The organism is Streptomyces sp. SLBN-8D4, assembly GCF_049739545.1.
GTDB lineage: Bacteria > Actinomycetota > Actinomycetes > Streptomycetales > Streptomycetaceae > Streptomyces > Streptomyces canus_C.
This window is the reverse complement of record NZ_JBMGQC010000001.1, coordinates 6,663,248-6,685,868: the sequence shown is the minus strand read 5'-3', so window position 1 is coordinate 6,685,868 and position 22,621 is coordinate 6,663,248. Positions and strand designations below refer to the sequence as shown.

The 22,621-nt window shown below is 72.4% G+C and carries 19 protein-coding genes; 8 read left to right on the top strand and 11 right to left on the bottom strand.

Annotated elements, in window-relative coordinates; all coding sequences use genetic code 11:
- Positions 1-124 precede the first annotated feature (124 nt).
- From RKD20_RS30285 to RKD20_RS30275, 3 genes are all read left to right on the top strand, one after another.
- The gene (locus RKD20_RS30285; protein ID WP_424880467.1) at positions 125-1,603 is read left to right on the top strand and encodes an acyl-CoA synthetase; all 1,479 of its coding nucleotides are present in this window, start codon (positions 125-127) and stop codon (positions 1,601-1,603) included.
- Complete coding sequence (locus RKD20_RS30280) at positions 1,596-2,999, top strand: carboxyl transferase domain-containing protein (RefSeq protein ID WP_424880466.1); 1,404 nt, start codon at positions 1,596-1,598, stop codon at positions 2,997-2,999. The genes RKD20_RS30285 and RKD20_RS30280 overlap by 8 nt, the downstream gene beginning before the upstream one ends.
- An 89-nt stretch (positions 3,000-3,088) precedes the next feature.
- On the top strand, positions 3,089-4,126 hold the full coding sequence (locus tag RKD20_RS30275; protein WP_424880465.1) for a rod shape-determining protein: 1,038 nt from the start codon (positions 3,089-3,091) through the stop codon (positions 4,124-4,126).
- Between the two features lie 36 nt (positions 4,127-4,162).
- Here RKD20_RS30275 and RKD20_RS30270 read toward each other — a convergent pair whose 3' ends face one another.
- Positions 4,163-4,792 (bottom strand): ScbR family autoregulator-binding transcription factor, encoded by a 630-nt coding sequence (locus RKD20_RS30270; RefSeq protein WP_424880464.1) that lies wholly within the window; start codon positions 4,790-4,792, stop codon positions 4,163-4,165.
- Positions 4,793-5,175: 383 nt separating this feature from the next.
- On the opposite strand from RKD20_RS30270, the gene RKD20_RS30265 reads away from it, so the two are divergent.
- The gene (locus RKD20_RS30265) at positions 5,176-5,673 is read left to right on the top strand and encodes a hypothetical protein (RefSeq protein WP_424880463.1); all 498 of its coding nucleotides are present in this window, start codon (positions 5,176-5,178) and stop codon (positions 5,671-5,673) included.
- Positions 5,674-5,882: 209 nt separating this feature from the next.
- On the opposite strand, the gene RKD20_RS30260 is transcribed toward RKD20_RS30265, so the two are convergent.
- Positions 5,883-6,812: an anti-sigma factor RsbA family regulatory protein gene (locus RKD20_RS30260; protein WP_424883361.1), complete on the bottom strand. Its 930-nt coding sequence runs from the start codon at positions 6,810-6,812 to the stop codon at positions 5,883-5,885.
- 340 nt (positions 6,813-7,152) lie between these two features.
- Between RKD20_RS30260 and RKD20_RS30255 the strand changes: the two genes are divergently transcribed.
- Positions 7,153-7,824 (top strand): ANTAR domain-containing protein, encoded by a 672-nt coding sequence (locus RKD20_RS30255; RefSeq protein ID WP_424880462.1) that lies wholly within the window; start codon positions 7,153-7,155, stop codon positions 7,822-7,824.
- Positions 7,825-8,279: 455 nt separating this feature from the next.
- Positions 8,280-8,816 (top strand): hypothetical protein, encoded by a 537-nt coding sequence (locus RKD20_RS30250; protein ID WP_424880461.1) that lies wholly within the window; start codon positions 8,280-8,282, stop codon positions 8,814-8,816.
- Positions 8,817-8,820: 4 nt separating this feature from the next.
- On the opposite strand, the gene RKD20_RS30245 is transcribed toward RKD20_RS30250, so the two are convergent.
- The 4 genes from RKD20_RS30245 to RKD20_RS30230 form a co-directional block, all read right to left on the bottom strand.
- The gene (locus tag RKD20_RS30245) at positions 8,821-9,516 is read right to left on the bottom strand and encodes a SecDF P1 head subdomain-containing protein (RefSeq protein ID WP_424880460.1); all 696 of its coding nucleotides are present in this window, start codon (positions 9,514-9,516) and stop codon (positions 8,821-8,823) included.
- On the bottom strand, positions 9,513-10,034 hold the full coding sequence (locus RKD20_RS30240) for a SigE family RNA polymerase sigma factor (RefSeq protein WP_424880459.1): 522 nt from the start codon (positions 10,032-10,034) through the stop codon (positions 9,513-9,515). Before RKD20_RS30240 ends, RKD20_RS30245 begins: the two co-directional genes overlap by 4 nt.
- Before the next feature lie 205 nt (positions 10,035-10,239).
- A complete protein-coding gene (gene dctA / locus RKD20_RS30235; protein ID WP_424880458.1) occupies positions 10,240-11,682 on the bottom strand; it encodes a C4-dicarboxylate transporter DctA in 1,443 nt (480 codons plus the stop codon).
- Positions 11,679-12,797, bottom strand: coding sequence for a PrpF domain-containing protein (locus RKD20_RS30230; RefSeq protein WP_424880457.1), 1,119 nt, complete (start codon positions 12,795-12,797; stop codon positions 11,679-11,681). The genes dctA and RKD20_RS30230 overlap by 4 nt, the downstream gene beginning before the upstream one ends.
- A gap of 131 nt (positions 12,798-12,928) precedes the next feature.
- Here RKD20_RS30230 and RKD20_RS30225 point away from each other — a divergent pair, with 131 nt between their 5' ends.
- Positions 12,929-13,837, top strand: coding sequence for a LysR family transcriptional regulator (locus RKD20_RS30225; protein WP_424880456.1), 909 nt, complete (start codon positions 12,929-12,931; stop codon positions 13,835-13,837).
- Between the two features lie 51 nt (positions 13,838-13,888).
- Here the strand turns inward: RKD20_RS30225 and RKD20_RS30220 are convergent, their stop codons facing one another.
- Positions 13,889-15,352, bottom strand: a complete 1,464-nt coding sequence (locus RKD20_RS30220) for an aldehyde dehydrogenase family protein (RefSeq protein ID WP_424880455.1) — start codon at positions 15,350-15,352, stop codon at positions 13,889-13,891.
- A gap of 137 nt (positions 15,353-15,489) precedes the next feature.
- On the opposite strand from RKD20_RS30220, the gene RKD20_RS30215 reads away from it, so the two are divergent.
- The gene (locus tag RKD20_RS30215; protein ID WP_424880454.1) at positions 15,490-17,925 is read left to right on the top strand and encodes a SpoIIE family protein phosphatase; all 2,436 of its coding nucleotides are present in this window, start codon (positions 15,490-15,492) and stop codon (positions 17,923-17,925) included.
- Positions 17,926-17,941: 16 nt separating this feature from the next.
- On the opposite strand, the gene RKD20_RS30210 is transcribed toward RKD20_RS30215, so the two are convergent.
- The 4 genes from RKD20_RS30210 to RKD20_RS30195 form a co-directional block, all read right to left on the bottom strand.
- On the bottom strand, positions 17,942-18,397 hold the full coding sequence (locus RKD20_RS30210) for a (2Fe-2S)-binding protein (protein WP_424880453.1): 456 nt from the start codon (positions 18,395-18,397) through the stop codon (positions 17,942-17,944).
- A gap of 38 nt (positions 18,398-18,435) precedes the next feature.
- On the bottom strand, positions 18,436-20,544 hold the full coding sequence (locus RKD20_RS30205) for a molybdopterin cofactor-binding domain-containing protein (protein ID WP_424883360.1): 2,109 nt from the start codon (positions 20,542-20,544) through the stop codon (positions 18,436-18,438).
- Positions 20,545-21,243: 699 nt separating this feature from the next.
- The gene (locus RKD20_RS30200) at positions 21,244-21,603 is read right to left on the bottom strand and encodes an AMP-binding protein (protein WP_424880452.1); all 360 of its coding nucleotides are present in this window, start codon (positions 21,601-21,603) and stop codon (positions 21,244-21,246) included.
- 76 nt (positions 21,604-21,679) lie between these two features.
- Positions 21,680-22,465 carry an AraC family transcriptional regulator gene (locus tag RKD20_RS30195; protein ID WP_424880451.1) on the bottom strand — a complete coding sequence of 262 codons (786 nt, stop codon included), beginning with the start codon at positions 22,463-22,465 and terminating at the stop codon, positions 21,680-21,682.
- Positions 22,466-22,621: the final 156 nt, after the last annotated feature.

Sequence of the window (22,621 nt, the reverse complement as noted above, 5' to 3'; positions counted from 1 at the left end):
CGTGTCAGCGACACCGGCACTCCGTACCCTGAACCCGAAGCGGCGACGCTCCGCGTCGCAACCACCGGATGCGATTGCTCCCCGGCGTGAACGCCGGAGCCTCCTCGCAAGAAGCAGGTGAAGCGTGACCTCTCTCTTCCCGGCCCTCAGGGGCGCCACGGCGGACCGTCCCGCCCTGCGGTTCGGTGACCGCTCGCTCACCTACGCGCAACTCGCCGCCGCGACCGGCACCCTGGCGGCCCGTCTCGGGCGGTACGACCGCGTGGCCGTCTGGGCGACGCCGGAACCGGAGACCGCTGTGGCCGTGGTGGCGGCCCTGGAGGCCGGTGTCGCCGCGGTGCCGCTCAACCCGAAGTCCGGCGAGAAGGAGCTCGGGCACATCCTGGCCGACAGCGCGCCGGGCCTGCTGCTCGCCGCGCCCGGTGCCGAACTCCCGTCAGCGGTGGGGGGTCTGGAGCGCGTCGACGTCGACGCGCACGCCGCCGGCCACCCCGCCCCCGACAGCGGGGCGCGGGACGGCGACCCCGCCCTCGTCGTCTACACCTCCGGCACCACCGGCCCCCCGAAGGGTGCCGTGCTCCCCCGCCGGGCCGTCGCGACCACCCTGGACGCCCTCGCGGACGCCTGGCAGTGGACCTCGACGGACGTCCTCGTGCACGGTCTGCCCCTGTTCCATGTGCACGGTCTGGTCCTAGGCGTCCTCGGCCCGCTCCGCCGCGGCGGCTCGGTCCGTCACCTGGGCCGTTTCAGCACGGACGGTGTGGCCCGTGAGCTGAACGACGGCGCGACCATGCTGTTCGGCGTCCCCACGATGTACCACCGCATCGCCGAGACCCTGGCGGCGGACCCGGAGTTGGTGAAGGCACTGGCCGGTGCCCGTCTCCTCGTGTCCGGTTCGGCGGCGCTGCCCGTGCACGACCACGAGCGCATCACGGCCGCGACCGGCCGGCGGGTCGTGGAGCGGTACGGCATGACGGAGACCCTCATGCTGTGCTCGTCCCGGTGGACACCCCCGGACCCCCGGCCCGGCGTGCGCGCGGACGGCGAGCCGCGTGCCGGGACCGTGGGCACACCGCTGCCGGGTGTGGAGCTGCGGCTGGTGGAGGAGGACGGGGCGCCGATCACGTCGTACGACGGCGAGACGGTGGGCGAGATCCAGGTGCGCGGCCCGAACCTGTTCACCGAGTACCTCAACCGGCCGGACGCGACGGCGGCCGCGTTCACGGCGGACGGCTGGTTCCGCACGGGGGACATGGCGGTGCGGGACGGGGACGGGTACGTCCGGATCGTCGGCCGGAAGGCCACCGACCTGATCAAGAGCGGCGGTTACAAGATCGGGGCGGGCGAGATCGAGAACGCGCTGCTTGAGCACCCCGGGGTGCGGGAAGCGGCGGTGACCGGGGAGCCGGACCCGGACCTGGGTGAGCGGATCGTGGCGTGGATCGTCCCGGCCGATCCCCAGTCGCCGCCGCAGTTGGACGAGTTGGCGGACCACGTGGCCCGCCGCCTGGCCCCGCACAAGCGCCCCAGGGCCGTCCACCACCTCACCGCCCTCCCCCGCAACGACATGGGGAAGATCATGAAGCGGGCGCTGCATGGCTGAGCGCCTGTCCGCACGCGAGACGGTCGCCCTGCTCGCCGACGACTTCCGCGAAATCCCGTACCCCGAACGGCAGTCGAAGCCGGACGGGCCGCTCTCCTGGCAGGGCTACGACGCCTCGCGCGCCCGCGCCGCCGAGCGCACCGGCGAGCAGGAGTCGGTCGTCTGCGGCACCGCACACGTCGAGGGCACCCGAGCCGTCCTGATCGCCTTCGAGTTCGGTTTCCTCGGCGGCTCGCTGGGCGAACGCACCGGGGACCGTCTGGAGGCGGCGTACACCTACGCCCGGAAACACCGCCTGCCGGTCGTCCCGTTGGTGGCCACGGGGGGCAGCCGTATGCAGGAGGGCATGCTCGCCCTGTCCCAACTCCAGCGCGTGGCACGCCAGTCGGCGCTCACCCGGGCGGCGGGCCTGCCTCATATCGCGGTACTGCGCGATCCCACGACGGGCGGCGGCTGGGCCACGTTGGGCGCGGGCGCCGACGTGGTCCTCGCCCTCCCGGGCGCCCAGGTCGGCTTCGCGGGCTCCCGGGTCCGCCCTGCGGACGCCGACCCGACGGCGTACACGGCTCAGGCGCAGGTGGCGGCGGGCGCGGCGGACGCGGTCGTACGGCCGCGGGACCTGCGGGAGACGCTGGGACTGTGGCTGCGGCTGCTGGCGAGGCCGTCGGGCAAAACCGGCGACGAGACCGCGGACGGCCGTACCCCAGACACGGCGCCCGCACCCGTCCCGGCCCCGCTCGGCACGGCCGGCCTGCCCGCCACCGGGTGGGACGCGGTCCGCAGGGCCCGTTCTCCGCAGCGGCCGCGTGCGCAGGCGTACCTGGACGCCTACTTCACCCACCGTGCGGCCGTGTCCGGCGACCGCTGCGGGGGCACCGACCCGGGCATGCTGTGCGGCTTCGGCGAGCACGGGGGCCGTACCGTCGCCTACGCCGCCCAGACCGGCACGGCGACCCGCCCCGCCGGCTACCGCACCGCCACCCGTCTGATCCGTCTCGCGGACCGCCTCGGCATCCCGGTGCTCACGCTGGTGGACACCCCGGGCGCGGCCAACGACGCGGAGGCCGAGCACCAGGGCGTGGGAGCGGCCATCGCCGACCTGTTCACCGCGGTCGCCTCCGCCCGCACCCCGATCACGTCCCTGCTCATCGGCGAGGGCGGCTCCGGCGGCGCGTTGGCCCTGGCGGCACCCGGAAATACGTACGCCACGCCGGACAGCTACTTCTCCGTGATCGCGCCGGAACTGGCGGCGGCGATCCTGAAGCGAGCGCCGGAGGAGGTCGAGGCGACGGCGGACCAACTGCGGATCCGGCCGCAGGACCTGGTGGAGCTCGGGGTGATCTCGCCTCCCGACGGCGGAAACCCCCATTCAGCGGCACCCCGCCCGGCCCCCTAATAGAGGCGCCCCCTCCCCCGCCCCCGCACGATGCCACTAAGCCCGCCACCCGGCGCGCCCCCACGGTCTGTGCTCTCGGGAGGACCTCCATGACCGCCAGTCTGGAGCAGCTGCGCCGCTGCCACTTCGCCGTCGACCTGGGCGCGGCGAGGACGCGGGTGTACGTGAAGGGGGCCGGGCTCGTCGTCGACCAGCCGTCGGCCGCCGCCGTGAACACCCGTACCGGCGCGCTGATCGCGGTCGGCGAGTTCGCCGAGAAGATGATGGGCCGCACCCCCGACTACATCCGTGTCGTACGGCCCGTCTCCGGCGGCACCGTCGTCGACATCGAGATGGCCCAGCGCATGCTGCGGCACCTGCTCGGCGACAAGATCCGCCGCAACCTGCGCCGCAAGCCCCGGCTGCGGGCCGCCGCCTGCACCCCGCACGACGCCGACCCGCTGGCCCAGCGCGCGGCGATCGAGACCCTCGTGGGGCTCGGGGCGCGGCGCGTGGAGCTGGTGGACACCCTCATCACGGCCGCCGTCGGCTGCGGACTGCCCGTCGAGCGGCCCGAGGCCACCATGATCATGGTGTGCGGGGCCGCCGCCACCCAGGTCGCCGTGCTCTCCCTCGGGTCGATCGTGACCGCCGAGCGCGTCCCGGTCGGCGGCGAGGCCGTCGATCACGCGATCGTCCAGCACCTGCGTCACGAGCACGAGCTGATGCTGCCCAGTCAGTCCGTACGACCGCTCCAGCTCGCCCTCTCCGGCAACGGCCTCACCTCGCAGGGCCCCGCCTCCACCGAGATCCACGGACGGGACGTCGCCACCGGACTGGCCCGTTCCGTGCAGGTCGACACCGCCGCCGTACGGGACGCGATCGAGACCCCGCTGACCGCCGTGCTCGACGGCATCGGCCGGGTGCTGCGCAACTGCCCGCCCGATCTCGTGGCCGACCTCGCCGACCGCGGGATCATGATGGTCGGCGGTTCCGCCCTGCTCCCCGGGCTCGACCAGATGCTGCGGCACGCCACCGGAATGCCGGTGCACATCGCCGAACGGCCCGACGTCTGCGCCGTACAGGGACTGGGGTACATGCTGGAGGGCAAGATCGAGCCGCTGTCGCTCGACCCGCTGGCCACCTGAGGGTCGCCCACCTGAGGGTGGCCCCTGTGGGCCCGCTCAGACCATCTCCGGCACCCGGGCCGTGCCCTCGGGGTGGAACCGTTCCAGCCGTCGCGGCGGCACGATGCTCGGCAGCAGCATCTCCCACATGAGGGTGGTCTCCTCGGTCAGGTCGGCCCGCCCGCTGAGGACTTGGGAGCTGAGCTGCAGTCCGGTCCAGGAGCCGACGACCAGCCGGGCCACCCGTCCGGGGTCGAGGTCCGCCTTCACGTCCCCGCGCCGCTGGGCCTGGACGAGGCACTCGCGGAAGAGCTCGATCCACCGGGTGTACGGCTCGCTGACGATGCCCGCCTTGGAGCTCTGGTCGATGACCAGGCGGATGCCGGCCCGCACCCGGACGTCCGCCAGCAGCCGCCGGGCCATGGAGTGCACGATGTCGATGACGGTCTGCACTCCGGGCCTGCGCGTGTCCGTGACCGACTCCAGGGCGGAGAACTGCTCGTCGACGAGGGCCTGGGCGAGCTCCTCCTTCGAACCGAAGTGGCAGTACAGCGCGCTCTTCGTCACTCCGGCCTCCTTGAGGATGTCCCCGAGCGACGTCCCGTGGTAGCCCTCGGCGTCGAAGGCGCGGGCCGCCCCGTCGAGGATGGCCGACCGGGTGGCCTCCGCGCGTTCCTGTCCGACCATGCGTCCAACCCCTGCCTGTGTCACGAGAGCTCTCGGGAGCAGTCTGCCTTGGGACGTCGGCGCCCACGCCGAGCGGGGATGAGGTCGCCACATCCATCTCCCGGCGCTGCCTGCGCTAAACGACTTTCGGACACGACGTCGCACACAGGACTGGTGGACCCTGGCTTCATGCTGACCTGCTGGGCGCGGTCAAGTCGGCGGCAGGGAGCGGCAGTCGGGGGCGGCGGGGCCGAGTGGACGTCGTCCGGCGAGCCCGGTGTGAGCGGGTGCGCCCCTGTATGCTCCCCGCCGACGGCGTTACGGTGTAGTCACCGACGGCTGTGGGAGGCTCTCTCGTGACGAGCGGAACCGCGACGACCCGACAGGCCGGAACCTCTCCCACCGTGACCGGACCGGCTCTCACCACGGTCACCCGGATCGGCGTGACGGGGCACCGCTCCATCCCGGGCCAGGTCCTGCCGGTCGTGCGGGCGGGGATGCGCGGGCACCTCGGCGGCGGCTCCCTGGAGGCCCTCACCTGTCTCGCGGCCGGGGCCGACCAGTTGTTCGCGGACATCGCTCTGGACAGTGGTGTCCCGGTGACGGCGGTGATCCCGGGCATGGAGTACGAGGCCCACCTCGACGACGACGCGGCACGCGCCGGGTACCGCAGGATCCTGCGCGCCTGCGCGCACCGCGTAGAGCTGCCGCCCGAACCGACGCACGAGGAGGCGTACTTCGCGGCGGGCCGCTGGATCGTCGACCACTGCGACCGTCTGATCGCCGTGTGGGACGGCCGTCCGGCGCGGGGTCTGGGGGGCACCGGCGACGTGGTGGCCTACGCGCGCAGGACGGGGGTCCCGGTGACCGTGCTCTGGCCGAGCGGGGCCCAACGCGGCTGACGGATGCAGGGTCCAGAACTGCCGAACCCGACTGCATACCGTCACACCCCGAAGCGAACCAGCCTGCGGAACACGGGGCGTCCGTGCGGATCCCCCGAGACCCCCACCCGAGGCCTTGACCGGGCCACGCTGCCCGACCCCTGCCCACGGGGCGTACGGCGAAACGAACACGCAGGTGAGCGCACGTCGTGGCAGCCGGGCCTCGGCGGTCAGACGGCGAACCAGCAGCGGACCGTCGTGCCGTCCGGCCCGGTGTGCACGCGCACGAGGTCGGCGACGAGGTTGACGATGAGGAGGCCGCGGCCGCCGAACTGGTCCCGGGAGGGCGGCCGGCGACCGGCCAGCAGGTCGGTGAGGTGTCCCTGGTCGCGGACCTCGCACACCACGTGCCCGTCCTCGGCCCACACCCGCAGCAGGCCCGAACCGCCGCCGTGCACCACGCTGTTGGTGGTCAGCTCGGCGACGGCCAGCGCCAGGTCGTCGAGCCGGGGCCGCTGCAGCCCGAACCGCTCGGCCGCGTCGGACGCGAAGTGCCGGATCTCGCCGAGCACATCGGCGACGAAGGCGTGGTCGGCCACGTCGGGGGCCGGGGGCAGCGGGGCGTTGTAGCGGGCGTGCACGGCCTCGAAGTCGTACCGTCCGCTCTCCTCCTCCCGCCCGGAACCGGCGTCGACGACCACGGGATGGGTGGCGTGGGCGTCGGCGACGACCTGCGGGTCGAGGCGCCGGGTGTCGTAGGGGCACAGGATGGTGACCGGGCGGCCCTGGAAGGCGGCGTTGATCAGCGCCTCGTGCTGGACGCACGCGGGGTACTCGACGTCCGAGCGGCCGGCCCAGATCGGTTCGCCGACGATCCGTACCCGGGTGCCGGGCGGCTGGGCGTCGGCGAAGGCGCGCAGCACCCCCGGGATGATCCGGCCGGGGTTGCGCCCGGCCTCCCGCATGTCGAGGAACCGTACGTCCTTCTCGGCGCCGATCTCCGCCTTCAGCAGCCGCAGGTTCTCGGTGGGCACGGCCACGGCGACCGGTTCCCCGGCGGCGAGCGCCTTGTGCACGAACGGCACCACTGCGGCCAGGTACTCCCGCTGGTCGCGGTAGAACAGCGCGGGATGCACGAACGGATCAGGCGTCTCGGCCAGCACGCTCACCACGGCGTGACCCTGTTCCCGCACGCCGGAAGGCGGCGCCGTGGCGCCTTGTACCGGACCTTCACACCCACTCGCCACTGCCGACCCGCCTCTCTCCCCTCCGATACGTGTCCCCTCCCGAAACGTCTCCTGTCCAGACCTGTATGAGACCGCGTTTACCCCTGAGTGCGCCCGTCACGCCCCACCGGGCCGGGTGTACTCGCGGAGGGGCCGGGCAGGCGCATTCCAGCACCGCCGGATCCCGCAACAGCCACACCCCTGGGCCGGGCCGGAATCCGGCGGCGATCGGTGACTCAACGTCGTGACGACTGTGGGGAGCAGCGAGGCGGACATGAGTTCAGCGACGAACACATCGCTCGCGGGGCGGCTGGACACCCTGGCCATCGACAGCAGTGTGGAGGGGGGCCGGGCCGTGCTCGTCGTCCGCGGCGAGCTGATCCACGGCTGTGCGGACGCCCTGGGCAGGACCCTGGCCCGGCTGCCGGAGGGCACCGACCGAGTCGACGTGGACATGACGGGCGTCACCTTCATGGACACGGCGGGACTGCAGTTCCTGGAGGTCCTCGACACCTACGGCCGCCGCCGTCGCGTACGGGTGGCGGCGACCGGCTGGGCCGAACAGCCGCGCCGCGTCCTGGAGACGGCCGGTCTGGACCCCGACGATCCCCTGCACGGCCCCGGAACACGCCGGGAGCACGTGCCCTCCACGGTGGTCCTGGAGCGCACCCAGCAGCTGGACCGGCTGCGCACGGAGGTCGAGCAGCTCCGGCAGGCGATCGCCACCCGCCCGGTCATCGACCAGGCGCGCGGAATCCTGATGGCCACTCACGCCTGCTCCTCGGACCAGGCGTGGAACGTCCTGCGGGAGGCCTCCCAGCTCTCCAACACCAAACTGCGCAAGGTCGCCGCGGTGGTCACGGCCGGTGCGGAGGGCGGTGGCCCGCTGCCGTCGCCCGAACTGCGCCGAGCGCTGCGGACGGCGATCGACCGCTGTCTGAACTGACCAGCGGTCGTGGGCCGTTGCGGCGTCAGTAGGGCAGCAGTCGTCCCGACGGAGTCCTGCGGTCGATCTCGGGCTGCCGGGTGTCACGGGACGACGAGGGCCGACGGCTGACACGAACACGGATCTGGCGGTTCATGGCGCCCTCCTCGGGCCTGGATTCCTGTTCCCCGACACGAACCAGCCTCGTCCTCGAGACCCGCCCGCACATCGTGCCCACGGAGGCACCTGCCCTGCCTCCCCGGGACGACCGCACCGCCTCCCGCTACTCCCGGGGGAGGACAACTACCCCCGAGAACGCCCGATCAAGCCTTGTGAGACAGGACGCGCGGGAACACCCGGCCGCGCACGAGGCGCACACTGGAGGAACGCGGCGGTCGGAAGCCGGTCCTCCGCACCCGCGAGGGCCTGTCGGCGAGGCCCGGTCGGCACGGACGCCACGGACGCCAGGAGGGGCCATGCGCACAGGCACAGCTCCGGAGGTGACCGCGCCCCGAGCCGCACGACGGCTGCTGGCGGCCGTACGGTGGCCGGCGGTTGTACGGCCACTCCTGCGCCCCCTGCTGTGCCGCCGCCCTGCCCCCGTCGGCCCGTCGCGGCCGGACCAGTTGAGGGCGCTCGTCGCCGTGCTGGACGAGGCGGTGACCGCACAGCGGCCGGCCGACGAGGCGGTCGCCGCGTGCGGCGAGCCCGGCCCGGTGTCCCGCGGGTCGGCCCGGGACTGCGGGCAGCAGAGCATCGCACTGCACCGGCTGCGCGCCCGGCTCCAGGACGTGGGCACCACCGACCCGGACCTGGTGGCGGTACAGGCCCGCGCGGCCCGGCTGCTCGCCTACGACCTGTGGATGCTGCGCGCCTCGCTGAACCTGGCCTTCACCGTCCGCCCCGTCGAACGCACCGAGGCGGCCCGGCTGCGCCTCAACGGCCTGGGCCGCCCCGCGGACGACCTGCGCCGCCTGCGCGACACCCTGCGCGCGGAGCTCTCCGAGACGTAGGTCGTCAGGTGCCGGGGTCCAGCCGGTGGGCGAGGTCGTGGACGGCGGCGCTGGTGAGGTCCCCGACGAAGGAGCCGACGATCTCCAGACGGCCGCCGGTGATCGAACGGTTCACGTAGGGGTTGCCCCACAGCTTGCCGTCGATGACGATGGCGAATTCGTTGCGCGGAGCCGGGGCCGGGGCGATGGAGCCGGTGAGGGCGGCGAACCGGGCCCGGTCGGCGGCGTTGAGGGTCACCTCGACCTGCCAGGCGCCGTCGATACTGCTCTTGACCGCCTTGGCGGAGGCGACCCGGACGCCGGTCATGCCCTTGGCCCGGTCGGTCCGGACGCAGAGCTCCGGGTGGGTCGCCCTCGCGGGCACGGTGTAACCGCCGCTGCCGGGGGCGCAGGCGCGCTCCGTGGACGAGGTGACCGGCAGGAGGGACATCAGGGCCGCCTTCCCGTTGCTGTCCCCTGCCGCGGGCTGCACCACGTGCCCGCGCGGCGTCGTACCGTCCGGGACGGCCACCCAGGCGGTGGCGACCGCGGCGGCGACGGCGACACCGGCCCCGGCGCGGACCAGCCGCTGCCGCCGCCGGGCCATCCGCAAGGCGCCGTCGGCGAGTCCGGCCAGCCGGGCACCGGCGGCGTCGCCGCCGCTCTCCCGGACCTGGGCGTGCAGGGCGTCGCGCAGCGGGTGTTCGGTCGAGTCGTTCATGCGACGACGCCCCTTCCGGAGGCAGTGGACAGGGAGGTGCGCAAGGAAGTGAGCGCCTTGTGGGTCTGGCTGCGGACCGTCCCCTGGGCGACGCCCAGAATCGCGGCGATCTCCTCGTCCGGCCGGTCCTCGAAGTAGCGCAGCACGATCACCGCCCGCTGGCGCTTGGGCAGCCGCCGCAGTGCGGCCATGATGTCCTGCCGCTGAACCACGGTGTCGGCCCAGTCGGTGACCTGCGCCGACGGCTGGTCCGGCAGGGTGTCGGTGACCGTCTCCCGTCCCCAGCTGAGCAGTCGGAAGCGGTCCACCTGGGCGTGGTAGAGCGCCCGGCGCACATAGATCTCCGGCTGCTCCCGGTCCCGCAGCTTCGACCAGCGCCGAGCGGTCGCGGCGAGCGCGGTCTGGAGCAGGTCCCGGCCCTGCTCCCAGTCCCCGGTCAGCAGGTAGGCCGTGTGCAGCAGCGATCTCGACCGCGCCGCCACGAACTCGCGGAACTGGCGTTCCTCGTCGGCGTTCAATGCGCCCTCCCTCGTTCCCCTGTAAAGACGGGTGGGGAAGGGGGTTCGACTGCCCTGCCGCTCGGACTTTCTCGTGAACAGTCACCAGTCACCAGTGATCAGTGACCGGCGAGGCTCGCCTGCCGCGGCACGGGTGCGGTGAGGGCTGACGCCGAGACCGGGGCCGGTCCGGAGCCCGTGCTCCGGACCGGTGGTCAGAGGTGTGTCAGCCGGCCGCGGGCACCGGCTCCCGGTCCGCCCCTGTCGGCACCCTCGGGTCGGGCTCCTCGGCCTCCTCGGGGTTCGCGTCCGGCGTCGGTTCTGCCTGCGGCTCGGGGGCGTGGTCGTCCTCGGGCGCGGCGGTGAACGGGAGGTCGCCGCGCAGGACGGCCCTGGCGCGTTCCTCGTCCAGCTGTCCCTCCCACTTGGCCACCGCGAGCGTGGCAACGCCGTTGCCGACCACACTGGTCAGGGCGCGGGCCTCGGACATGAAGCGGTCGATGCCGAAGATCAGGGCCAGGGCGGCGACGGGCACGTGCGGTACGGCGCTGAGGGTGGCCGCCAGGGCGATGAAGCCGGAGCCGGTGACACCGGCCGCGCCCTTGGAGGTGAGCAGCATGACGGCGAGCATGGACAGTTGCTGCGTGAGGCTGAGGTCGATACCGAGGGCCTGGGCGAGGAAGACCGAGCCCATGGTCAGGTAGATGGCGGTGCCGTCGAGGTTGAAGGAGTACCCGGCGGGCAGCGTGATCCCGACGACCGGCTTCGAGGCACCGGCGTGCTGCAGCTTGGCCATCATGCGCGGCAGCACCGGCTCGGAGGACGAGGTGCCCAGGACGATCAGCAGCTCCTCCTTGATGTAGCGGAGGAAGGGCAGCAGGCGCAGGCCGTTGACGCGCATCACGGCGCCGAGCACGACCAGGACGAAGAACAGCGCGGTGAGCCAGAACGAGCCGACCAGCAGGGCCAGGTGGCGCAGGGTGTCCAGGCCGTAGTTGCCGATGGTGAAGGCCATGGAGCCGAAGGCGCCGATCGGGGCCAGCCGCATGATCCAGCGGATGAGCGTGAACAGCACCCTGGAGAGCTTCTCGATGCCCTGGGTGATCCCCGCGCCCGCTTCACCGGCGGCGTTCAGGCCGAAGCCGAACAGCACCGAGATCAGCAGCACGGGCAGGATCTCGTGGCCGGTCAGTGCGCTGAGCAGGGTGTCCGGGATCATGGCGAGCAGGAACGCGGAGAGACTCTCGTGGCTCGCGGTCGCCTCCGGCGGCAGCCCCTCGGTCGACAGGGTCGAGGGATCGACGTGCAGCCCGCTGCCCGGCTGGACGACGTTCACGACGACCAGCCCGATCACCATGGCGACGGTCGTCAGGACCTCGAAGTAGACCAACGCCTTGAGACTGACCCGGCCGACGGCACGCGCGTTCCCCATGGAGGCGATGCCGTGGACGACGGTACAGAAGATGACGGGCGCGATCATCATGCGCACCAGGGCGATGAACCCGTCGCCCAGGGGTTTGAGATCGGCTCCGAACGACGGCCACAGCCAGCCTGTGGCGGCCCCGGCCAGGACGCCGATCAGGCACTGGACGTACAGCAGGGACAGCAGCCTGCGCAGGCGGCTCGGGGGAGCGTTGCCGGTACCCGGGGCAGCGTCGTTGCGGCTCATACGGGGCGTCCTTCCAGGACGGGAACGAGGAGTTCGGCTCGGGCGATGCGGCGGGCGGCGCGGTGCAGCAGCACCGTGGGGGAGGCGCCCTCCGCCGCGGGGACGGCTCGGGCGGTGACGATGCCGGCCGGGGTGCCCAGGCGCAGCGTCCCGTCGGCGGTCTGCCGGGCGACGCGGTGGGCGAGGGTGCCGGGGATGGTGGCAGCGGTGGCCAGGGCGACGGCCGAGGTGAGGCCGATCGCCGGGTGGGGTGCGTGCATCGAGACCATACGGACGGCCAGGTCGTACGCGTCCTGTGGGACGAGGGTGCCGTCGGTGGTGCGGTAGGCGGCAGGTCGGGCGACCACTCCGACCTTCGGGACGGCGTGGCTGACGGGGTCGGTCTCCTCCGCCAGTCCCATGGCCAGGGCGGCCTGCCGGCGCAGGAGGGTGAGGGCGGGCACCGCCGTGGCGAAGTCGGCGAGGGACTCGGTGCCGTCGAGTCCGAACGCCTTGGCCTCGAACAGCGCCGCCGGGGCGCCGGCATCGACCAGGGACGCCTCGACGGTGCCGGTGGGCCCGGTCAGCGTGTCCACGGCGTGGCCGGTCGGCAGGGCCCGGCCCGTCGACGTACCCGCGGGGTCCTCGAAGCCGAGGAGTACCGGCACGCCGAGCGCGGCGGTGCCCGGCACCCGGGCCGTTCCCGCGTCGGGGGCGACCCGCCCCGGGGTGGGGATGGTGCCGCTGAGCCGGGCGCCGGTGTTGATGTTGAGCATCCGCACCGTGGTCGAGCCCGACGCGAGAGGCACCAGCCCGTTGTGGACGGCGTACAGGGCGACGGCGGTGGCGCAGTTGCCGCAGTTGCTGGTCCACTCCACCTGCTCGTCGCCGATGCCGACCTGCGCGAAGGCGTACTCGACATCGACGTCCGGCTTCGTCGAGGTCCGGACGATCGCCGCCTTGGAGGTGGTGGAGGAGGCGCCGCCGACGCCGTCGATCTGGCGGGGGTCGGCGGCGTTGTAGGCGGCGAGCAGGAGGGTGTCGACGTCCACGCCGGTGGCCACCACGTCGTGGTGGTCGAAGATCCAGCACTTGCTGGTACCTCCGCGGATCATCTCGCCCTGCAGACGCAACACAACGGTCTCCTCGTGGAAACCCCGACGGCACTTCCGCTGGGGTGCGATCCACAGTGGGGGCGGAAAGCGTGAAGTACAATCTCGGAAATCTGCATGGGTATTAACTTGAACTAAACGCTGGAGGTGGCGGGATGCTCGACGTCCGGCGCATTCTGCTCTTCACCGAGGTCGCCCGCCGGGGCTCGGTGACGGCGACCGCGCGCGCCCTCAACTACACGCCGTCAGCGGTGTCGCAGCAGGTCAGCCGACTGGAGGCGGAAGCCGGACAACCCCTGCTCGAGCGTCATGCGCGGGGCGTCACCCTCACCGACGCGGGGCGAGCGCTGGCCGAGCGGGGAGAGCGGATCGAGCGCGAACTGACGGCCGCGGAGAACGAACTCGCCGACTTCGCGGGACTGCGCGCGGGCACACTCCGGGTCGGCACCTTCCCCACCGTCGGCGCCTCCCTCCTCCCCCGGGCCGTGATCGCCTTCCGGCAGACGCACCCCGACGTACGGCTGACCGTGCGCAGCGCCCGCATCGCGGGGCTGTGGGCGATGCTGGAGAACCGCGAGATCGAGATGTCCCTGATGTGGGACTACGACTGGAACCGCATCGACCGCGAGGACATCGTCGTCACCTCGCTCGTCGACGACCCTCCGGCACTCCTCGTCGGCGAGGACCACCCCCTCGCCGGCCGCTCTTCGGCCGCCCTCGCCGACTTCGCCGAAGACGCCTGGATCACCCGCGCCGACCATCACCCGGTGGCCGAGGCCCTCGCCCGCAGCTGCCGCGCGGCCGGTTTCGAACCGCAGATCGCCTACGAGGCCCACGACTACCAGGAGGCCCAGGCCATGGTCGCCGCCGGCATCGGCGTCGCCCTCGCCCCAACCCTGGCCCTGGAGGGCATCCGCCGAGGCGTCAGCGTGCTGCCCCTCCTGCCCCCCGCCCCGGTGCGCCGCATCCTCCTGGTCCGCATGGGCGACCACGCCCTGACCCCGGCCGCCGAGGCCTTCGCGGGCTTCCTGCGTGACAGCGCGGCGGTCGCCGGGGGGCGCTGAGGCGGCGCGCTCCGGTGCTCCGCACCTGCACCGCCGAGCCGGGCGGCCGGATCACCCGGATCCCAGGACCGTCATCCAGCGCCACTGGGTGAACTGCTCCAGATTGGCGGTACCGCCGATGCGGGAGCCGTTGCCCGACGCTCCCATCCCGCCGAAGGGGGCGTTCGCGGCGTCCTTGGCGCAGACGTCGTTGAGGTGCACCATGCCGGTGCGCAGCTGCTCGGCGACGACCGCGGCCCTCGACGTCGAACCGGAGTGCACAGCCGCCGTCAGGCCGTATGCGGTGTCGTTGGCGATCTCGACGGCCTCATGGTCGGTGCGGAACGTGACGACGGGAGCGACCGGCCCGAAGATCTCCTCGGTGAAGGCGGGCATGGTCCGCTCGACGCGGTCCAGGACGGTGGGCGGGTAGAACAGCCCGTCGCGGCGTCCGCCCGCCAGCACCCGTGCGCCGGCGGCCACGCTCTCGTCCACGATGCGTTCGATCCGCGCGGCCTGGCGCTCGCTGATCACCGGTCCCAGGGCCACGCCCTCCTCGCGCGGATCGCCGACCCGCAGCTCGTCGGCCTGCCTGAGCAGCGCCTCCGTGTAGGGCTCCACGACGTCGGCGTGCACCAGATGGCGTCCGGCGGCGACGCAGGCCTGCCCCTGATAGCCGAAGGAGCTCATCGCCCCGGCTGCCGCGGCGGAGTCGATGTCCGCGTCGTCGAGCACGACGATCGAGTTCTTGCCGCCCAGTTCCAGCGCCACCCGCTTGAGCCCGTCACCCGCGGCGCGGGCGACCGCCCGTCCCGCCTCGGTGGAGCCGGTGAAAACGACCATGGCGACATGGGGATCGGCCACCACGGCCTCACCGGTGCCGATGCCTCCGGGCAGGACGTGGAGCAACCCCTCGGGCAGTCCGGCCTCCTCGAACAGCCGCGCCACGACGACACCGCCGGACACCGGTGTGTGGGGGTCGGGCTTGAGCAGAACGGCGTTGCCCAGCACGAGTGCGGGCGCCAGGGCCCGCATGGCGAACAGCAGGGGGGCGTTCCAGGGGTTGATGACGCCGACCACCCCCAGGGGGACCCGCCATGCGTAACTGGTCCGGGCGGGTGCCGACGGGCTCAGGATCTCGCCGCGGGGCAGCGACGCGAGGCCGGCGGCCTGCGCAAGCTGACTGAGTCCGGCCGCGATCTCGTAGTCGCCCTTCGCCGGGACGCCTCCGGACTCCCTGACGATCCACTCGCGTATCGCCCCGCGGTGGTCGCGCAGTGCCCTGGCGGCGCGGAGCAGGACCTCGGCGCGCTCCTGGGGTGCCGTCCCGGCCCAGGCCCGCTGGGCTCGGGCGGCCTGGGTCCCGGCCCGGGCGACATCCGCGGGTGCTGCCACACCCACCTCGGCCAGCCGCTCCCCCGTGGCGGGTTCGTCCACCGGCTGAACGCCGCCCTCGGACCGCCGCCAGCCGCCGCTGTAGATCTTCCCGGTCCATTCGGCCGCGTCCGGCCACGTCTCCTCGTCGGTGACGGTCATGGCACGACCCTCCAGACCCGATACATTGGTCTATCTTTTAGGTTTATGCCCTTATCGAGCATATATGGCTGACCATTCCCCCTAGGTTGCTCGTGGCCGGGCCGGGACGCACGGTGGAAGGACCGAAGTGAGGGCCGATGAACGCGATGACGGGTTCTGGCGCCGTCGGCGACGACCGGGCGGCGTGGCGGCCGGACGATCCCATCGACGAGTCGGCCACGGCGGGAGCCGGCGTGGACTCGCACGGCATCGTGACCGGGTGGAGCGAGGGGGCGCGGCGGCTGCTCGGATACCGGTCCACGGAGGTCATCGGCCGGCCCGCGGCGTCGTTGCTCGCACGGGAGCCGCCCGGCGAGACGCTTCGTGCCCTGAGAACGCTGCCGAGGTGGAACGGCACGGCGACTCTCCTGCACCGGGACGGCCACCACCTCGCGGTGAACCTGCTGGCCCACCGCCGCGAACCCGACGGCGGGAGGGAAGAGGACGGCGAGTGGCTCCTGGTCTCCCCCCTGGCCCGGCCGGCGTCACCGCTCCACGACGACGGGCTGGTGATGTGGGCGTTCACCCGGTCCCCGTTCACGACGGCGCTCTACGACACCGGCCTGCGGCTGCGGCGGGCGAACGCGGACATGGAGCGGGTGATCGGGCTGCCCGAAGCGGCGATGCGGGGGCTGCGCGTGTCCGAGATCGTGCTCGACCCGGAGAGCGACCGGACGGAACGGTGCATGCGGCGGGCCCTGGAGACCGGCGAAGAGCAGCATCTGCAGCAGTCCCTGCACCTGTCGGGCCATGAGAGCGAGAGCGTCTGGACGACGTTGCTCACCCCCGTGCGGGACGCCGAGGGAACGATACGCGGAGTGCTCCTGTCCGCGTACGACGTGACCGAGGAGCACCTGGCCCGAGGGCGTCTGGCCCTGCTCAACGAGGCCAGCATCCGCATCGGCAGCACCCTGGACCTCGCCCGGACCGCGCAGGAACTCGCCGATGTGGCCATCCCCCAACTGGCGGACTTCGTCACCGTCGACCTGCTTCCCGCCATCGAGGGCGGCGACGACCCGCGCGCCGGCCCGCCGCCCAGCCCCGTCATGCTGCGCCGGGTCGCCTACCAGTCCGTCCTGGAGGGCTGCCCCGAGGTCGTGGTGGAGCGCGGAACAGTGGCCGCGTACCCGGACGATTCGACCGCGGCCAGGTGCCTGACCACCGGCCGGCCGCTGATCGAGAACGTGACGGCTTCCGCGATGGACCGGGTGGCGAGCCAGACCCCGGACCGGGCCGAGCGGATGCGACGCTACGGCTTCCACTCCGTGCTGGCCGTGCCGATGCGCGCCCGCGGCATCACCCTTGGCGTGGCCACGTTCTCCCGCCACCGGCACCCGGAACCCTTCGAGCAGGACGACCTGCTCCTGGGCGAGGAGATCACCGCCAGGGCCGCCGTCTGCATCGACAACGCCCGCCGCTACAGCCGCGAGCGCCGCACTTCCCTCACTCTGCAGAGCAGTCTCCTGCCGCAGCGGATGCCCCCGCAGGCCGCCGTGGACGTCGCCTCCCGCTATCTCCCCGCCAGCGCGCAAGCCGGCGTCGGCGGCGACTGGTTCGACGTGATCCCGCTGTCCGGCGCCCGGGTCGCGCTCGTCGTCGGCGACGTCGTCGGCCACGGCATCCAGGCCTCCGCCGCCATGGGCCGACTGCGTACCGCCGTACGCACCCTTGCCGATGTCGACCTCCCGCCCGACGAGCTGCTGACACACCTGGACGACATGGTCATCCACCTGTCCTCCGAGGCCGAAAGCGCGGACGGCATCGTCGGCGACATCGGCGCGACCTGTCTGTACGCCGTCTACGACCCGGTCTCCCGGCGCTGCGCCATGGCTCGCGCGGGCCACCCCGTACCCGCGCTGGCGACCCCGGACGGCGCCGTGGTGTTCCCCGACGTCCCCGCGGGCCCGCCGCTGGGGCTGGGCGGCCTGCCCTTCGAGGTCACCGAGATCGAGCTGCCCGAGGGAAGCGTCCTCGCGCTGTACACCGACGGCCTCATCGAGGCCCGCGGCCGCGACATCGACGAAGGTCTCGACGCACTGCGCAAGGTGCTGGCCCGACCGTCGCCGTCCTTGGAAAGCGCCTGCGACAGCGTGCTCCAGACCCTTCTGCCGGACCACCCCGCCGACGACGTGGCGCTGCTGATGGCCCGTACCCGCGCCCTGGACGCGGCCCATGTCGCCACCTGGGACGTGCCGCCCGATCCCGCGGCGGTCGCCGAGGCCCGTAAGAACGCCGTCCGGCAGCTGGTCGCCTGGGGCCTGGACGACGCCGCCTTCGTCACCGAACTCGTCGTCAGCGAACTGGTCACCAACGCCATCCGTTACGGCGGCGCCCCCATCCAGCTCCGGCTCATCCGCGACCGCCACCTCATCTGCGAAGTCTCCGACGGCAGCAACACCAGCCCCCATCTGCGCCGCGCGCGCACCTCCGACGAAGGCGGCCGCGGCCTGCTCCTCGTCGCTCAGCTCACCCAGGGCTGGGGCACCCGCCAGACGTACACCGGCAAGACGATCTGGGCCGAACAGGCCCTCTGACCTCCCTGACCGGCCGTCAGCCGTTCGCCGCGGCCTTCTTGATCGCTTCGCGGATCCGGGAGTACGTACCGCAGCGGCAGACGTTCTCGATGGCGTCGATGTCGGCGTCGCTCGGGTGGGGCGTCCTCTTCAGCAGGGCCACCGCGGCCATGATCTGGCCCGGCTGGCAGAAGCCGCACTGCGCGACATCCCGTTCGAGCCATGCCTGCTGCACGGGGTGCAGCCTGTCGCCGTCGGCCAGGCCTTCGATCGTGGTGACCTCGCGGTCCGCGCAGTCCGCGACCCGCACGACACAGGGCTGGATCTCCTCGCCGTCGAGATGGCTCGTACAGGCACGGCACACGCCCACGCCGCAGCCGTACTTGGGGCCCGTGACGTTCAGCAGGTCTCGCAGGACCCACAGCACCGGCATGTCGGACGGGGCCTCGACGGTGACCGGCTTCCCGTTGAGGAGGAAGGAGTAGGAGGGCATCGGCACCCTTTTCGGAGGTCGGGTTCTCGGAGGTCGGGTCAGAAGTTGAGCGGGAAGCGACGGGGCCTGGAACCGGTGGCCCTGGCATAGGCGTTGGCGACGGCGCCGGCCGCGGCCGGGACGCCGAGTTCGCCCGCCCCGCCCGGTTCCCGCCGGGAGGGCATGATGTGTGCCTCGAAACGCAACGGGGCGTGCCGCTGGCGGGCGTAGTGGAAGTCGGCGTAGCTGCTCTCGCGGACGGCGCCCCGGTCGATGTGCAGACCGGCCCTCAGGACGGTGGAGATGCCGTCGATCGCGGTGCCCATGAGCTGGGCCTCAAGTCCGCGTGGGTTGACGGCCGTTCCGACGTCGGCCGCCATCACGACCTTGGTCACCCGAGGGTCTTTCGGGTCGGTGGCGTCGATCTCGACCAGGCAGGCCACACAGGAGCCGTACTCCTCGTGGACGGCGACGCCCTGTGCCTGGCCCGCCGGCAGGGTCCGGCCCCAGTCACCGGCGTCCGCGACCTTGTCGAGCACGGCTTTGACGGCCTTGTTCCTGAGGGTGGTGCGCCGGAAGGCGACCGGGTCCTTTCCCAAGCTCCTCGCGACCTCGTCGACGACGATCTCCTCCGCGGTCCGCATCGTCCCCGAGTCCACCGACCGCCAGGCGCCGAGGGGTATCGCCAGTTCGACCGATCCCGTGTTCCCGGACACACGGCCGAAGTTGTACAGGCCGCTGTCGCTGGGGAGCGGGCCGGAAGCAGGTGCGACGGCCGGCGTCACCCCGTTGCCGGCGTGCCCCTGTGCGGACAGGCCCTGCCCTTCGTACGACTCGCTCACCGAGGCCATCGCGTGGGTGAACGCCACCACCCTGCCCCGTGCGTGGCTGGCCCGGATCCGGTGGTGGCTGGCCGGGCGCATCCGGCCGTGCCGGATGTCGTCGGCGCGGCTCCACATCAACTTGACCGGGCGGCGGGCCGCCTTCGAGATGAGGGCCGCCTCGATCGCGGCGTCGTAGTTCAGCCGCCGGCCGAAGGAACCGCCGCCTCGTACGACGTGCACCTTCACCTTCGCAGCGGGCAGTCCGACCGCCGAGGCGATGCTCTCCCGTGCGTCCGTCGGTGTCTGGGAGGAGAACCAGATCTCGGCGTGGCCCGCACGAACGTCCGCCACCGCTGTCAGCACCTCCATGGGGGCGTGACTGACGAAGGCGAACTCGAACTCGCCCTCCGTCTGCGCCGATCCGCGCGGCGGGTTGCCGAGCCGTGGGACGGCGGCCCGCAGCCGCGATCGGATCGCGGCATCGGAGAGCGACGCGAGCGGGCCCGGTGCCCAGGTGATCCGCAGGGCGTCCCTCGCCTGGAAAGCGTGGTGGAAGGACTCCGCCACCACGGCGACCCCACCGGCGACCTTGACGACGGCGTGCACGCCCGGCATCGCGCGTGCGGCCCGGGAGTCGACCGAGACGGGCTTCCCGCCGAGCGTCGGCGGCCGGGCCACCACGGTCGGCTTCGCTCCGGCCACCGCCAGGTCCCCGGCGTATTCGGCCTTGCCCGTGACGATGTCCCGGGCGTCGATCCGGGTCGTCGGTCGCCCGATCACCCGGTGCCGGGACGCGGGCTTGGGTCTGCTCGACACGGCAGGGCGGGTGATCCGGGCGGCGCTCGCGGTCAGTGAACCGAAGGTGGCCGAACGCCCGTCCGGTGCGATCACCCTCGTGTTGTGGGTGCGCAGGAACCTCGCGGGAAGGTGCCAGCGCCTGGCCGCCGCGGTCACCAGCTTGGCGCGCGCCAGGGCGGCCAGCTCACGGGCCGGACCGTACAGCGACCTCACCGAACTCGAACCGCCCGTGTACTGGTTGCCCTTGGCACGGGCGTCGGCGAGCGGGATGTCGACGTCGGCGAGACGGGCGTCCAGCTCCTCGGCGATCATCATGGCGACCGCGGTGGTGACGCCCTGACCGACCTCGACGCGCGGCAGTCGTACGACGACCTTGTTGGCCTCGGTGACTTCGAGGACCAGCATCTCCTCGTCGGCGCCGGTCACCAGGACGTCGGAGGGCGGGCGCGGCGCGGCCGCGGTGGGCTCGACGCCCTCCGCCGGCGCAGCGTCACAGCCGAGCGGCGCGGCGACGGTCAGCGTGGATGCAGCGAGCGAGTAGACCACGAACTTCCTGCGGGACCACTGACGGGCCAATGACCGCTCCTCTCCGAGTATCCCGGGGGTTCAACCGGTAGGAGGGAGCAGCGCTGTCCGGGGTTGTCTGCGGGAGCCGAGCTCCCTGGACGATCTCCATCGCCCTGGACACGACCGACCGACAGGCCGCCAGCGCTCAACCCGTCACCGCCACGCACCGCGGTCCTACGATCACGCCGACGATGACGGCAAGCCCGGACGGGGACACGGAGAACGCAAAAGGCCCCCGGCACAGCTGGGGCTCTCTCGGTTTTTGCTGGTCAGAAGGCTTCTCCTCGCGTAGCGAAGAGTGGGGCGGGTGGGACTCGAACCCACGGCCGATGGATTATGAGTCCTCTGGGGATCTTGGCGGCCTTTGCGTTTCTGAGTTGATCCGTGGGCTTTCTGCAGGTCAGATGGGGTGACCTGGGGAGCTGAGCTTGCGGTCCATGAGCGCGAGGCCGTGGCTCAGTTGCTCGCGCCCGGTGGGTCTGACACGAAAATGACTCGTGGTTGAGCCGTCAGGCTGGGATGGGGTCGAAGCGGATGGTCAGGCCGAGGCTGTTGGCTACCTTGAGCATGCGGCGCATGGCGCGTTCGGGGTCGCGGCGGTGAAGTGGTCAGCTCCGGGGTCTCGGTAGGGCTCGTGGTCGTGCAGGACGTGCCAGACGGCGATCACGAGTTTGCGCATCACGGCGACGAGTGCGCGTTTGCCGCCGCGTCTGGCTGTGAGACGGCGGAGGAAGACTCCGAGGCAGGAGCCTTGTTCCTGAGGAGGTACGTCGCAGCCTGCACGATCCAGTACTCAGGCGTGTTCGGGCTGAGCATGGTGACGCCCACCCCCAGGCCGACGCCGCGCCGACCGAGCGCACCCATGTACTGCGAGACCAGGTCCCGCACCTGGGCGTAGGTCAGTCGCCGGTCGCCCGCGACGAACGCCTCCGACGAGCTGTGCCGCGTCAGCGACTGGACGATGAGGTCGCTCAGCGTCGCACCGGCCGAGGCCGCCGATGCCGGCGAGGAGCTCTGGGTGATGGCGGAGGGAGTCACCCTTCCAGCGTGGGCTCCCACACCATTGGGCTGCCACCGATGTTCCGCCAGGAACTACGGCTCCCCCGCCAACCTCTCACCCATGGGAGCTGCGGGAGGACCGAGCCGACGAGCGATAGCCCCCCGGTGTCTGACCGACCAGCCCGGTGAAGGCGTAGATGAAGCTGCTGGGGTTCGACCAGCCCAGCCGGATCGCCGTGTCGGTGACCGAGGCGCCGTCGCTGAGCTCGATCAGCGCCCGTTGAATGCGCAGCAGGGTGCGCCACTGACGGAAGCTCATCGACAGCTCGCTGCCGAACAGTCGGCTCAGGGTGCGTTCGCCGGCGCCCGTGCGGTGGCCCAGCTCGGCCAGGGTCGCCGGGCTTGCCGGGTCCATGTGAAGCAGGTCGGTGACCGCCTTGAGACGCCGGTCGATCGGCTCCGGGAGGCGCAGCGGCTCCTGTGCGGCGCGGGCGAGCTCGGCGAGTACGACGTCGATCAGCAGCCGCGCACGGGGGCTCTCCAGCGGCTCGCCCTCGCTCATCAGCGCCAGATAGGCCTCGCGCAGCAACGCGCTCGCCACGAAGACCGACGGCTCGGCCGGCAGCTGTCCGGTCAGCGTCACGGGCAGCGACAGCACCCGGATGTCCGTCTCGCCGTACGCCTTGCTGCTGTGCACCGCGAAGGGCGGCACCCACATGATCCGACTGGCCGGCGCCACCCAGGTGCCCACCTGGGTCGCTGTGACCAGGGCCCCACGCGCGGCGTAGCGGAGCTGGCCGTAGTCGTGGAAGTGCGCGGCCACGTCGGCGCCATGGGCCAGCGGCGCCGACAACGGCGCATCGTCGGTGCAGAAGCTCGGCTCGCCGCTGGGGTCGGACACGCGATCGAGGCTACCCGACACTGGCGGGTTATCGGGAGAACCTGGCGGGATGCCGGTGGTGCGCCTGGCGCCCGCAGACGCATCGTGGAGACATGTCACAACAGATCAAGCTCGAGGACGCCGCGCCCGCGTCGTCCTCCCCCCACCGCCGAGGTC

What these genes read in the sequence shown, in the direction of transcription:
- RKD20_RS30255 (WP_424880462.1), top strand. Translation starts at nt 7,153, where the DNA reads ATGAGTTCAGCGACGAACACATCGCTCGCGGGGCGGCTGGACACCCTG.
- RKD20_RS30220 (WP_424880455.1), bottom strand. Translation starts at nt 15,352, where the DNA reads ATGACCGTCACCGACGAGGAGACGTGGCCGGACGCGGCCGAATGGACC.
- RKD20_RS30270 (WP_424880464.1), bottom strand. Translation starts at nt 4,792, where the DNA reads ATGGTCGGACAGGAACGCGCGGAGGCCACCCGGTCGGCCATCCTCGAC.
- RKD20_RS30245 (WP_424880460.1), bottom strand. Translation starts at nt 9,516, where the DNA reads ATGAACGACTCGACCGAACACCCGCTGCGCGACGCCCTGCACGCCCAG.
- RKD20_RS30210 (WP_424880453.1), bottom strand. Translation starts at nt 18,397, where the DNA reads ATGCCCTCCTACTCCTTCCTCCTCAACGGGAAGCCGGTCACCGTCGAG.
- RKD20_RS30275 (WP_424880465.1), top strand. Translation starts at nt 3,089, where the DNA reads ATGACCGCCAGTCTGGAGCAGCTGCGCCGCTGCCACTTCGCCGTCGAC.
- RKD20_RS30215 (WP_424880454.1), top strand. Translation starts at nt 15,490, where the DNA reads ATGAACGCGATGACGGGTTCTGGCGCCGTCGGCGACGACCGGGCGGCG.
- dctA (WP_424880458.1), bottom strand. Translation starts at nt 11,682, where the DNA reads ATGAGCCGCAACGACGCTGCCCCGGGTACCGGCAACGCTCCCCCGAGC.
- RKD20_RS30225 (WP_424880456.1), top strand. Translation starts at nt 12,929, where the DNA reads ATGCTCGACGTCCGGCGCATTCTGCTCTTCACCGAGGTCGCCCGCCGG.
- RKD20_RS30250 (WP_424880461.1), top strand. Translation starts at nt 8,280, where the DNA reads ATGCGCACAGGCACAGCTCCGGAGGTGACCGCGCCCCGAGCCGCACGA.
- RKD20_RS30280 (WP_424880466.1), top strand. Translation starts at nt 1,596, where the DNA reads ATGGCTGAGCGCCTGTCCGCACGCGAGACGGTCGCCCTGCTCGCCGAC.